General features: G+C 56.5%; 8 protein-coding genes, 2 tRNA genes and 2 rRNA genes. 7 read left to right on the top strand and 5 right to left on the bottom strand.

The window, feature by feature from the left end; genetic code table 11:
• Positions 1–96 precede the first annotated feature (96 nt).
• On the top strand, positions 97–471 hold the full coding sequence (apaG, locus tag AXG89_RS03695; RefSeq protein WP_062000352.1) for a Co2+/Mg2+ efflux protein ApaG: 375 nt from the start codon (positions 97–99) through the stop codon (positions 469–471).
• Between the two features lie 17 nt (positions 472–488).
• On the opposite strand, the gene AXG89_RS44135 is transcribed toward apaG, so the two are convergent.
• Positions 489–611: a hypothetical protein gene (locus AXG89_RS44135; protein WP_255581283.1), complete on the bottom strand. Its 123-nt coding sequence runs from the start codon at positions 609–611 to the stop codon at positions 489–491.
• On the opposite strand from AXG89_RS44135, the gene mltA reads away from it, so the two are divergent.
• On the top strand, positions 610–1,776 hold the full coding sequence (gene mltA / locus AXG89_RS03690; RefSeq protein ID WP_062168047.1) for a murein transglycosylase A: 1,167 nt from the start codon (positions 610–612) through the stop codon (positions 1,774–1,776). The two genes, AXG89_RS44135 and mltA, sit on opposite strands and share 2 nt — an antisense overlap.
• Positions 1,777–1,856: 80 nt before the next feature.
• Here mltA and paaK read toward each other — a convergent pair whose 3' ends face one another.
• The 4 genes from paaK to paaN all read right to left on the bottom strand — a co-directional run bounded on the left by paaK (position 1,857) and on the right by paaN (position 6,338).
• Positions 1,857–3,161 (bottom strand): phenylacetate--CoA ligase PaaK, encoded by a 1,305-nt coding sequence (gene paaK, locus AXG89_RS03685; protein WP_062000988.1) that lies wholly within the window; start codon positions 3,159–3,161, stop codon positions 1,857–1,859.
• Between the two features lie 86 nt (positions 3,162–3,247).
• Positions 3,248–3,679 carry a hydroxyphenylacetyl-CoA thioesterase PaaI gene (gene paaI, locus AXG89_RS03680; RefSeq protein ID WP_062168045.1) on the bottom strand — a complete coding sequence of 144 codons (432 nt, stop codon included), beginning with the start codon at positions 3,677–3,679 and terminating at the stop codon, positions 3,248–3,250.
• 33 nt (positions 3,680–3,712) lie between these two features.
• Entirely contained in the window at positions 3,713–4,510 is a 798-nt protein-coding gene (paaG, locus tag AXG89_RS03675) for a 2-(1,2-epoxy-1,2-dihydrophenyl)acetyl-CoA isomerase PaaG (protein WP_062168043.1), read from the bottom strand.
• 118 nt (positions 4,511–4,628) lie between these two features.
• Positions 4,629–6,338 (bottom strand): phenylacetic acid degradation protein PaaN, encoded by a 1,710-nt coding sequence (gene paaN, locus AXG89_RS03670; RefSeq protein ID WP_062168041.1) that lies wholly within the window; start codon positions 6,336–6,338, stop codon positions 4,629–4,631.
• Positions 6,339–6,470: 132 nt separating this feature from the next.
• On the opposite strand from paaN, the gene AXG89_RS03665 reads away from it, so the two are divergent.
• The 5 genes from AXG89_RS03665 (at position 6,471) to AXG89_RS03645 (ending at position 12,809) form a co-directional block, all read left to right on the top strand.
• On the top strand, positions 6,471–7,247 hold the full coding sequence (locus tag AXG89_RS03665; RefSeq protein WP_062000347.1) for an enoyl-CoA hydratase: 777 nt from the start codon (positions 6,471–6,473) through the stop codon (positions 7,245–7,247).
• A 511-nt stretch (positions 7,248–7,758) separates the two neighbouring features.
• A 16S ribosomal RNA gene (locus AXG89_RS03660) occupies positions 7,759–9,289 on the top strand.
• 69 nt (positions 9,290–9,358) lie between these two features.
• Positions 9,359–9,435, top strand: a tRNA-Ile gene (locus AXG89_RS03655).
• Between the two features lie 65 nt (positions 9,436–9,500).
• Positions 9,501–9,576 (top strand) — tRNA-Ala (locus AXG89_RS03650).
• 352 nt (positions 9,577–9,928) lie between these two features.
• Positions 9,929–12,809, top strand: a 23S ribosomal RNA gene (locus AXG89_RS03645).
• The 16S and 23S rRNA genes sit together here with 2 tRNA genes alongside, the layout of an rRNA operon.
• Positions 12,810–12,839: the final 30 nt, after the last annotated feature.

Genomic DNA, 12,839 nt, shown 5'->3' with positions numbered 1-12,839 from the left:
ATGCGTCACCTGATGTTCACGCAAATTCGCGTAATCGTGCCGCTGTTCGCCCTGCCGGGCGTCGCTGCGCGCAGCATATTTTGAATTGGAAAAGCGATGAGCCAGTATGAATTCAGCGTAGCGGTCCAGACGCAATACCTTCCTGAACAATCGGAACCGGATGCTCACCAGTTTGCGTTCGCATACACGCTGACCATTCGGAATACCGGTCAGGTCGCCGCGCAACTGATCTCGCGGCACTGGATCATCACGGATAGCGACAACGTGGTCCAGGAAGTGAAAGGGCTTGGCGTGGTTGGCAACCAGCCCTTGTTGCCGCCGGGCGAGAAGTTCGAGTACACGAGTTGGGCCGTGATCGCAACGCCGGTCGGCACCATGCGCGGATCGTATTTCTGTGTGGCCGAAGACGGCGAGCGTTTCGAGGCGCCCATTGCCGAGTTCGCGCTGCACATGCCGCGCACGCTTCACTGAGCATGCGTTGGGTCCTGCTAACGCCTGTTTTTCTTTTTGCCCGACGCCGTCCACGCGACGATAAAAATCAGCAGAAGCAGCGCCACGAGTGACTCGAGCGCAAAAACAAGCATTGGATATTCGTCGAATAGATCTGACATGGCGGTTCTCATCAAGAACGAACATTGTAAGCGTTTCACCTCTTCGCTCGCCGGATTGGCGGCTTGGGCGGCTTTTCTTACCACTGCCGTTTTACTGGCATCGTGTGGCGGCGGTGGCGCCATCAAGTCCGGCTATCAAGCTCCGCCGAGTGGCGCACCGATCGTCACGGGACAGCGCGCGGCTACCCGGCTGACCGCCGTCAGCTGGCAGCAGGTCCCCGGCTGGCAGGACGATTCACTGCTTGGCGCAACTGCCGCCATGCGTCAGAACTGCAGCCGCCTCGCGCAGCAGCCGACCTGGCGGCGCGCGTGCGCGGCGGCGCAACGGCTCGACGACCTTGACATGAACGCGGCTCGTGAATTCTTCGAGGCCTACTTCACGCCGTTCCAGTTGGCCAACACCGACGGCACGCTGGACGGACTCGTGACCGGCTATTACGAGCCGTTGCTGCGCGGCTCGCGCACCCGGCACGGAGCGTACCAATATGCGTTGTATCGATGGCCGTATCGGTTCAAGACCGGCACGACATTACCGTCGCGCGCTCAGCTTGAAAGTTCAGGCGCGCTGAATGGCAACGAACTGGTTTGGGTCGATGATCCTATCGAAGCGTTTTTCCTTCAGGTCCAGGGTTCGGGGCAAGTCGTGATGGAAGACGGCACGACCATGCGCGTTGGCTTCGGCGGGACCAACAACCAGCCGTATAAATCGATCGGCCGCGAACTGCTGGACCGGCGCGAATTGACGCCCGCACAGGCCACGATGCAAGGCATCAAGGCTTGGGCGAAAGCGAATCCGGCGCGTGTGGATGCCTTGCTCGACGTGAATCCGCGTTTTGTGTTTTTCCGCGAAATGCCGGCGACTTCGACACTCGCCGCAGGCGTAGGGACGGGGCCCGTCGGCGCATTGGGTGTTCCATTGACGCCGGAGCGTTCCATTGCCGTCGATCCCTCGGCAATCCCGCTTGGAACGCCGGTTTTCCTGCAGACCACGCGCCCTCTGAGCAATTCGCCGATGAACCGCCTAGTGTTTGCGCAAGACACGGGAAGCGCAATCAAAGGCGGTGTACGCGCGGACTATTTTTGGGGATTGGGCGATGACGCAGGCGATCTCGCCGGCCGGATGAAGCAGGGCGGGCGCATGTGGCTCTTGCTGCCGAATTCGTAGGGATCTCTTGTAATACTCTCTTGTAAGACTCTGGCAGCCGTTCCGTTCGGACCGGCTGCTTTTCAGCGCAACGCCGGATGTCAGATTGCTGCCTTGCGCCGGTCGATTACGCGCCGCGCCTTTCCCACTGAACGCTCAATCCCGTTCACTCCCAGCAACTCGATCACCGCGCTGACCCCGATCAACGCCTTGATATCGTACGCAAGGGCGGCCTTCGCCTGCTGCAGCACGGCGACATCCGGCGCTGTCTCAGGGCACGGTTCGACATTGAGCGTGAGCACATCGAGCGGTCCTTCCTTGGTCAGCACGATCTGGTAGTGCGGCGCCAGCGCATGCTGCTTGAGCAGCAACTCCTCGATCTGCGTCGGGAAAACATTTACGCCTCGCACGATCATCATGTCGTCCGAGCGCCCGGTGATTTTTTCCATGCGCCGCATGGTTCGGGCGCTGCCGGGCAAGAGCCGGGTGAGATCGCGCGTCCGGTAGCGGATGATCGGCAACGCTTCCTTTGTCAGCGACGTGAACACAAGTTCACCCAGCTCGCCATCGGGCAGCACTTCGCCAGTGTTGGGGTCGATGATTTCCGGATAGAAATGATCCTCCCAGATCGTCGGGCCATCTTTTGTTTCCACGCATTCCGACGCCACGCCCGGTCCCATGACTTCCGAGAGTCCATAGATATCCACGGCGTCGATACCCATGCGCTTCTCGATGGCCGCGCGCATATCGTTGGTCCACGGCTCGGCGCCGAAGATCCCGATTCTCAGCGAACAGTCGGCCGGGTGAACGCCCTGGCGTTCGAGTTCATCGGCAATGGACAGCATGTAGCTGGGCGTCACCATGATGATGTCCGGGCGAAAATCCTGGATGAGCTGCACTTGCTTTTCGGTCTGGCCGCCGCCGAACGGAATCACGGTCAAGCCAGCCCGTTCCGCGCCGTAATGAGCGCCGAGGCCGCCCGTGAAGAGACCGTATCCGTAACTGATATGAACCTTGTCGCCACGACGCGCGCCAGCCGCACGAATGGAGCGCGCGACAAGGTTCGCCCATGTATCAATGTCTTTCGCCGTGTAGCCCACCACCGTCGGCTTACCCGTAGTCCCCGACGATGCATGAATACGCGAGACCTGATCGTGCGGCACCGCGAACATTCCGTACGGGTAGTTATCGCGAAGATCTTTCTTTGTAGTGAACGGGAAGCGCGCGATATCGGCGAGACTTTTAATGTCACCTGGATGCACGCCCGCTTCATCGAACTTGCGCCGGTACACAGGCGAATTCTCATATGCGTGCGCGATCGACCACTTGAGGCGTTCAAGCTGCAACGCGGTGAGTTCGTCGCGACTGGCCGTTTCTATAGGATCCAGTGGAAGCGGGGCGGTCATCAAATGTCTCCTTCCAAATATCTGTTGGCGGCCCGAATCAAATTTGCCCGGACGCTATGGTTTTTCAGCGCATCGTCTGAAACAGGTCAGGACCCGGTAGCAACCAGATTGCCCTTGATCTGGTAGGACTTGCCGCGAAACATGGCGACCGTTTCTTCATCACGGTTCGTCACGCGGATGTCGTAGATACCCGTTCTACCGGTGAGCGATTGTTCCGTTGCCTCAGCAGTCAGACGATCGCCGCCTTTGACGGCACGCAAGAATTCGATTGAACAGCCGGCCGCGACCGTGTTGATGTTGTACGAGTTGCAAGCGAACGCGAACGTTGAGTCGGCCAGCGTGAAGATGAGACCGCCATGACAAATCCCGTGGCCGTTGAGAAAGTCGTCGCGCACGTTCATTTGCATTCGCGCATAGCCTGGCCGTACTTCCTTCAGTTCCAGGCCGAGCGCACGGCTGCACGCGTCTGCTTCGTACATGGTTTGCGCGGTTGCTTCGGCGAGTTTCTGAGGGTTCATTGCTGCCGTCTCCAAAAGCGATGTGTTTGATTGTCAAAGGCCTTCGAATCGCGGCGCACGCTTTTCCTTGAACGCAGCGACGCCTTCCGCATAGTCGTGCGAGTCGCCGAGTTCCCGCTGAACGTCGCGTTCAAGATCGAGTTGCTGATCGAGTGTATTGGTCGCTGCTGCGCGGATCGAGTGTTTGATCGCCGCGACGGCCTTCGCCGGTTGCTGCGCGAGGTGCGCTGCAAGTGTGAGCGCCGTGTCCTGCAATTCGACATCGTCGACTACCTTCCACGCCAGCCCCCACGCTTCGGCTTGTTCCGCACTCAATTTGTCGCCAGTCAGTGCAAGGCCCATGGCGCGCGCCTCGCCCACTCGCCTCGGCAATAGCCAGGTGCCGCCGGAGTCCGGAACCAGGCCAATCTTCACGAAAGCCTGGATGAAGCTCGCCGAACGAGCGGCCACGATCAGGTCGCAAGCCATCGCCAGGTTGGCGCCCGCGCCTGCAGCGATTCCGTTCACAGCCGCAATTACTGGCAGACGTGACGCCTGCAACCGACGCACCAGCGGGTTGAAATACTGATCAATCAGGGCGCCCAGATTGGTCATGGCTCCGGGTGTGAAGTCGAGGTCGGCCAGGTCCTGACCGGCACAAAACCCACGGCCCGAGCCCGTGATGACGAGCGCACGGGCGTGACTGCCTTCGATCTCGTCCAGCGCTGCACGCAACTCCTCGTGCATTGTCCGCGTGAAGCTGTTCAGCTTCTCAGGGCGATTCAATGTCAGCGTGGCCACGTGCGTGGTTTCGTCGATGTTCAAAACAATCGAGTTGCTCTGATCAGACATGAAGTCTCCTTTGGCTAATGAGCGCAAACACCCATGCCTTCGATACTAATCGCGCCCAGCTACAGTTGCTATTCGGCTGAACGGCCTAGGACTCGCCGCGATTCCTTGGGGCGGTCGCCTATGCCGTTTGGCTGACTACCGGCGGCGCGCTCTTTGGCGCAACATGGACTCTGCTTTGAACGACCCGGAAGCGATTGGCGACAAACGCGGCGTCCGACAGCGCTGCGTTCGCGGCAGGATTGGCGCCTGTGCCGTGGAAGTCCGAATATGCGGCCGTCTGGTTCACAAAGACGCCGCTGGTCAGATTGATCGACAGCGCGACGCCGCCGCGGATGGCAGCTTCATAGGCTGCTTCAACGACTGCGTCGTCCGTGCTGTACACGGAGAAGGTCAACGCGCCATGCTCGGCTGCAATCGATCCGGCCAACTCGAGCGATTGGGCCGTCGAATCCGTGGCGATTACAAACGAAATTGGACCAAACCACTCGCGCGTGAAGTTCGCGGCATCAGCGTTCACGTCGAGCTTCAACATCAGGGGAGAGCGCACTTGAGCATCGGGAAAAACTGGATGAGCAAGCGATTGGCTATCCGTCAGCACTTCACCCAATTGCCGGGCTTCGGCGATACGACCCATCACGCCGTCGTTTTGTATCGCACCGGTCAATTCGACGGCGCGGGCCGGATCGGCAATCAGCTTTTCTACCGCCGCTGCGAGCGTCTTCGCAACGTCGTCGAAGCTCATTTGGCCTTCGCTCGTGCGAATGCCGTCGCGGGGAACATAGATGTTCTGCGGCGCCGTGCACATCTGGCCCGAGTAAAGCGCCAGCGAGAACGCAATATTGCTGGCGACGGCTTTGATGTTGTCGACGGAATCGATCACGATCTGATTCACACCCGCCTTCTCGGTGTAGACCTGGGCCTGATGTGCGTTACGTTCGAGCCAGTTGCCGTTTTGCGTGCTGCCGGTGAAGTCGATGATCTTGATTTCCGGGCGCAGCGCAAGATTTTGAACGAGGGGGCCGTCGTTCCCTTCGGTAGCCAGCAGAGTGACCACATTCGGGTCAAATCCGGCTTCACGCAAAACTTCACGCGCAATGCGCACGGTGATGGCAAGCGGCAAGATCGCACCCGGATGCGGCTTGACGATGACAGTGTTACCCGTAGCCAGGTCGGCGAACATGCCGGGATAACCGTTCCAGGTCGGGAAGGTGCAGCACCCCAGAACGAGGCCCGTGCCGCGCGGTACGACGGTGAATTGCTTGTGCATGGCGAGCGGCGGGTTCTTGCCTTGCGGCTTTTCCCAATAAGCGTCGGCAGGAATTTGGCGAAGCTGATCCCACGCATAAGCCACCGCTTCCAACGCGCGGTCCTGCGCGTGCGGGCCACCCGCTTGAAACGCCATCATGAATGCCTGTCCGGTCGTGTGCATCACGCTGTAACCGATCTCGAAACTGGCTTTGTTGATCCGCGACAGAATCTCGAGGCTTACGCCGGCCCAGGCTGCAGGCCCGGCGGCGCGCCACTGGCGTTGCGCCAAGGCGGAGGCTTCGAGCAGCGAGTCTACGTCCGCTTTCGGGTAGCGAACGCCGAGCGCGAATCCGTAAGGCGACCGCTCGTTACCCACTGTCTCCCCGGTCAAGGGCTGATCCAGTTCGAACGCGCGGTTCAGGTGCGCTTTGAAGGCCGCCTCGCCATCCGGATTTGCTGTTTCACCGTACACTTTGGGACTCGGCATTTCGGGAAACGGGCTCCAGTAGCCGCGCGTTGCAATAGCGGCAAGCGCTTGAGTAAGCGTCGCTTCGTGCTTCGTGAAGAGCGGATGGGTCATGGCGGCAAAAGGATTTGGTTGTAATGAGGGTCGCTCGGATAATTAATTAACCGACCGGTTGGTATGCGAATGTTAGCATTATCGAGACGCGTGCGCGAAGCGATTTCGCGCGAGTTCATATAGGAGGAGTGAATGTCTTACGAGAATCTGTTGACCGAAGTGCGCGGGCGTGTCGGCTTGATCACACTGAACCGGCCCAAAGCGCTCAACGCGCTCAACGACGCGCTGATGGATGAGCTCGGCACTGTCCTTAAACAATACGATGCCGACGAAAACATCGGCGCCATCGTGCTGACCGGCAGCGAGAAGGCGTTCGCAGCGGGGGCGGACATCGGCATGATGGCCAACTACACGTATATGGATACGTTCAAGGGCGACTACATCACGCGTAACTGGGAAACGGTGCGCACCATTCGCAAGCCGATCATTGCGGCTGTTGCCGGATTCGCCCTCGGTGGCGGCTGCGAATTGGCGATGATGTGCGACATCATCATCGCCGCCGATACCGCCAAGTTCGGCCAGCCCGAAATCAAGCTCGGCGTGATCCCCGGCGCCGGCGGCACGCAGCGACTGCCGCGCGCTGTATCGAAGGCGAAGGCAATGGACATGTGTCTGACTGCACGAATGATGGATGCCGACGAAGCCGAGCGGGCAGGGTTGGTGTCGCGCGTCGTTCCGGCAGCGAACCTGCTGGATGACGCCATGCAGGCTGCAGCGACAATCGCGAGCTTCTCCTTGCCTGCAGTAATGATGGCGAAGGAGTCAGTCAACCGCGCATACGAATCAACGCTGGCGGAGGGAGTTCATTTCGAGCGCCGCATGTTCCATTCGCTGTTTGCGACCGAGGATCAGAAGGAAGGGATGGCGGCTTTTGTAGAGAAGCGGAAACCTGATTTTAAGCATCGATAAAATTCTTTTCCCGAACCCCTTGCGCAGTGTTGAAACGGGCACTAGAATTCCGTTCCTTCGCTTCACAACGAGGCGAAGGGAAGTGAGAAAGTGCAGGTGCAGTGGCGCGCAAGAGGAAGCCGCAGAGCCAAGCAGGACGGGCCTTGCAGCAAAATCGGAAGTCGCGGGTTGAGTAAAAAACCTGTTGACGAAAAGCGAAACGTTCTACATAATCTCGTTTCTGTGCTGCAAACGCAGCGACGCGAAAGCGGTGGTGTTCTGAGGGATGGGATGCTGCGGTTTTGGTGAATGTTCTTTAAAAACTAACAGCCGATAAGTGTGGGCGCTTGGTGTTTTGCTTTAGAGCGTGGTGGTGTCTTTCGGGGCGCTGCCGTGAAGCGAAAGTATCAAGTCTCACACTAGTATTAAGGTAGGTTTTGAGCGTCTTTTCAGAGATGGAAAGATGGGAGGAACTTGTCAGTACGTTGAGTGAGCGACCTATTCGGAAGAATAGAAAACAGTAACAGGCATTGAACTGAAGAGTTTGATCCTGGCTCAGATTGAACGCTGGCGGCATGCCTTACACATGCAAGTCGAACGGCAGCACGGGGGCAACCCTGGTGGCGAGTGGCGAACGGGTGAGTAATACATCGGAACGTGTCCTGTAGTGGGGGATAGCCCGGCGAAAGCCGGATTAATACCGCATACGATCTACGGAAGAAAGCGGGGGATCGCAAGACCTCGCGCTATAGGGGCGGCCGATGGCAGATTAGCTAGTTGGTGGGGTAAAGGCCTACCAAGGCGACGATCTGTAGCTGGTCTGAGAGGACGACCAGCCACACTGGGACTGAGACACGGCCCAGACTCCTACGGGAGGCAGCAGTGGGGAATTTTGGACAATGGGGGAAACCCTGATCCAGCAATGCCGCGTGTGTGAAGAAGGCCTTCGGGTTGTAAAGCACTTTTGTCCGGAAAGAAAACCTTTGCACTAATACTGTGAGGGGATGACGGTACCGGAAGAATAAGCACCGGCTAACTACGTGCCAGCAGCCGCGGTAATACGTAGGGTGCGAGCGTTAATCGGAATTACTGGGCGTAAAGCGTGCGCAGGCGGTTCGTTAAGACAGATGTGAAATCCCCGGGCTTAACCTGGGAACTGCATTTGTGACTGGCGAGCTAGAGTATGGCAGAGGGGGGTAGAATTCCACGTGTAGCAGTGAAATGCGTAGAGATGTGGAGGAATACCGATGGCGAAGGCAGCCCCCTGGGCCAATACTGACGCTCATGCACGAAAGCGTGGGGAGCAAACAGGATTAGATACCCTGGTAGTCCACGCCCTAAACGATGTCAACTAGTTGTTGGGTCTTCATTGACTTAGTAACGTAGCTAACGCGTGAAGTTGACCGCCTGGGGAGTACGGTCGCAAGATTAAAACTCAAAGGAATTGACGGGGACCCGCACAAGCGGTGGATGATGTGGATTAATTCGATGCAACGCGAAAAACCTTACCTACCCTTGACATGGTCGGAACCTGGCTGAAAGGCTGGGGTGCTCGAAAGAGAACCGATACACAGGTGCTGCATGGCTGTCGTCAGCTCGTGTCGTGAGATGTTGGGTTAAGTCCCGCAACGAGCGCAACCCTTGTCCTTAGTTGCTACGCAAGAGCACTCTAAGGAGACTGCCGGTGACAAACCGGAGGAAGGTGGGGATGACGTCAAGTCCTCATGGCCCTTATGGGTAGGGCTTCACACGTCATACAATGGTCGGAACAGAGGGCTGCCAACCCGTGAGGGGGAGCTAATCCCAGAAAACCGATCGTAGTCCGGATCGTAGTCTGCAACTCGACTACGTGAAGCTGGAATCGCTAGTAATCGCGGATCAGCATGCCGCGGTGAATACGTTCCCGGGTCTTGTACACACCGCCCGTCACACCATGGGAGTGGGTTTTACCAGAAGTGGCTAGTCTAACCGCAAGGAGGACGGTCACCACGGTAGGATTCATGACTGGGGTGAAGTCGTAACAAGGTAGCCGTATCGGAAGGTGCGGCTGGATCACCTCCTTTCTCGAGCTCAACGCTTCTGAACGAAGCACTAAAGTGCTCACGCTTATCGGCTGTAAGAAGACAGGCTAAGGGTCTGTAGCTCAGTTGGTTAGAGCACCGTCTTGATAAGGCGGGGGTCGTTGGTTCGAATCCAACCAGACCCACCATTTACTCTTGAACGTTTGAAAGAACGAACGAAGATAAATGCAGACCCTCAAGCATCAAGGTATCTGGGGGATTAGCTCAGCTGGGAGAGCACCTGCTTTGCAAGCAGGGGGTCGTCGGTTCGATCCCGTCATCCTCCACCAATCATCAATGCCAAGCACGTTTAGACCGAGCCATGCCGGTCGAGCGTGATTTGCATTGGCGATTGAGCCAGTCAGTAAAATCATGTGGAGCATAGCGCTTCAGGTGATGCTGTCGTTCTTTAACAATCTGGAAGAAGTAGTAAAGAGATTCACGAAAGCATACTTAGAGATGGGTGTGTGAGTAGGTGAATCAGGGTTGTGATTGTATCAATGTATGAAAAAGTGATCGAGAGATTGCTTTGGAATACGGCGCAACACGAATACTCAACCTATAGCGGTGTGAAAGAGGTTTCCCTCGAAGCTGAACTTCGGTTCGGAGTCGGGAGGGGTCTCGGAGACGCACTCGTTATAGGGTCAAGCGAACAAGTGCATGTGGTGGATGCCTTGGCGATCACAGGCGATGAAGGACGCGGTAGCCTGCGAAAAGCTACGGGGAGCTGGCAAACGAGCTTTGATCCGTAGATGTCCGAATGGGGAAACCCGGCCCTTCTGGGTCATCCGTAACTGAATACATAGGTTACGTGAAGCGAACGCGGTGAACTGAAACATCTAAGTAACCGCAGGAAAAGAAATCAACCGAGATTCCCAAAGTAGTGGCGAGCGAAATGGGATCAGCCTGTACTCTTTAGCACGACCGTTAGCCGAACACTCTGGAAAGTGTGGCCATAGCAGGTGATAGCCCTGTAGGCGAAAGCGGATGTGTGGAACTAGGTGTACGACAAGTAGGGCGGGACACGTGAAATCCTGTCTGAAGATGGGGGGACCATCCTCCAAGGCTAAATACTCGTGATCGACCGATAGTGAACCAGTACCGTGAGGGAAAGGCGAAAAGAACCCCGGGAGGGGAGTGAAATAGATCCTGAAACCGCATGCATACAAACAGTCGGAGCCTCGTAAGGGGTGACGGCGTACCTTTTGTATAATGGGTCAGCGACTTACGTTCAGTAGCAAGCTTAACTGATTAAGGCAGGCGTAGCGAAAGCGAGTCCGAATAGGGCGTTCAGTTGCTGGGCGTAGACCCGAAACCAAGTGATCTATCCATGGCCAGGTTGAAGGTGCGGTAACACGTACTGGAGGACCGAACCCACTAATGTTGAAAAATTAGGGGATGAGCTGTGGATAGGGGTGAAAGGCTAAACAAACTTGGAAATAGCTGGTTCTCTCCGAAAACTATTTAGGTAGTGCCTCGTGTATCACCTTCGGGGGTAGAGCACTGTCATGGTTGTGGGGTCCATTGCGGATTACTACGCCATAGCAAACTCCGAATACCGAAGAGTGCAATCACGGGAGACAGACATCGGGTGCTAACGTCCGGTGTCAAGAGGGAAACAACCCAGACCGCCAGCTAAGGTCCCCAAATATTGCTAAGTGGGAAACGAAGTGGGAAGGCTAAAACAGTCAGGAGGTTGGCTTAGAAGCAGCCACCCTTTAAAGAAAGCGTAATAGCTCACTGATCGAGTCGTCCTGCGCGGAAGATGTAACGGGGCTAAGCAATATACCGAAGCTGCGGATGCGAGATTTATCTCGCATGGTAGGAGAGCGTTCCGTAAGCCTGTGAAGGTGCATTGAAAAGTGTGCTGGAGGTATCGGAAGTGCGAATGCTGACATGAGTAGCGATAAAGGGGGTGAAAAGCCCCCTCGCCGTAAGCCCAAGGTTTCCTACGCAACGTTCATCGGCGTAGGGTGAGTCGGCCCCTAAGGCGAGGCAGAAATGCGTAGCTGATGGGAAGCAGGTTAATATTCCTGCACCATTGTTAAATGCGATGGGGGGACGGATCGCGGAAGGTTGTCCGGGTGTTGGAAGTCCCGGTCCTTGTATTGGAGAAGGCGCTTAGGCAAATCCGGGCGCGGAATTCAAGGGTACGAGGCCATTCACTTAGGTGAAGAAGCAATCGGAAGTGGTTCCAAGAAAAGCCTCTAAGCTTCAGTTTAACAAGACCGTACCGCAAACCGACACAGGTGGGCGAGATGAGTATTCTAAGGCGCTTGAGAGAACTCGGGAGAAGGAACTCGGCAAATTGGTACCGTAACTTCGGGATAAGGTACGCCCCTGTAGCTTGATGCGCCTGCGCGCAAAGGGTGAAGGGGTTGCAATAAACTGGTGGCTGCGACTGTTTAATAAAAACACAGCACTCTGCAAACACGAAAGTGGACGTATAGGGTGTGACGCCTGCCCGGTGCCGGAAGATTAAATGATGGGGTGCAAGCTCTTGATTGAAGTCCCGGTAAACGGCGGCCGTAACTATAACGGTCCTAAGGTAGCGAAATTCCTTGTCGGGTAAGTTCCGACCTGCACGAATGGCGTAACGATGGCCACACTGTCTCCTCCCGAGACTCAGCGAAGTTGAAGTGTTTGTGATGATGCAATCTCCCCGCGGCTAGACGGAAAGACCCCATGAACCTTTACTGTAGCTTTGCATTGGACTTTGAACCGATCTGTGTAGGATAGGTGGGAGGCTATGAAACCGGAACGCTAGTTTCGGTGGAGCCGTCCTTGAAATACCACCCTGGTTTGTTTGAGGTTCTAACCTTGGCCCGTGATCCGGGTCGGGGACAGTGCATGGTAGGCAGTTTGACTGGGGCGGTCTCCTCCCAAAGTGTAACGGAGGAGTACGAAGGTACGCTAGGTACGGTCGGAAATCGTGCTGATAGTGCAATGGCATAAGCGTGCTTAACTGCGAGACCGACAAGTCGAGCAGGTGCGAAAGCAGGTCATAGTGATCCGGTGGTTCTGTATGGAAGGGCCATCGCTCAACGGATAAAAGGTACTCTGGGGATAACAGGCTGATACCGCCCAAGAGTTCATATCGACGGCGGTGTTTGGCACCTCGATGTCGGCTCATCTCATCCTGGGGCTGTAGCCGGTCCCAAGGGTATGGCTGTTCGCCATTTAAAGAGGTACGTGAGCTGGGTTTAAAACGTCGTGAGACAGTTTGGTCCCTATCTGCCGTGGGCGTTGGATATTTGAAGGGGGCTGCTCCTAGTACGAGAGGACCGGAGTGGACGAACCTCTGGTGTACCGGTTGTCACGCCAGTGGCATCGCCGGGTAGCTATGTTCGGAAGAGATAACCGCTGAAAGCATCTAAGCGGGAAACTCGCCTTGAGATGAGATATCCCTGGAGCTTCGAGCTCCTTGAAGGGTCGTTCTAGACCAGGACGTTGATAGGTCAGGTGTGGAAGTGCAGTAATGCATTAAGCTAACTGATACTAATTGCCCGTAAGGCTTGATCCTATAACCAGTGTGTGTCGGCAGCCGTTAGTG

The sequence above is a fragment of the Burkholderia sp. PAMC 26561 genome (genome assembly GCF_001557535.2).
In the GTDB taxonomy this organism is placed as follows: Bacteria; Pseudomonadota; Gammaproteobacteria; order Burkholderiales; family Burkholderiaceae; genus Caballeronia.
Note: the sequence above shows the minus strand (reverse complement) of the source record. Positions and strands in the feature narration are given on the sequence as shown.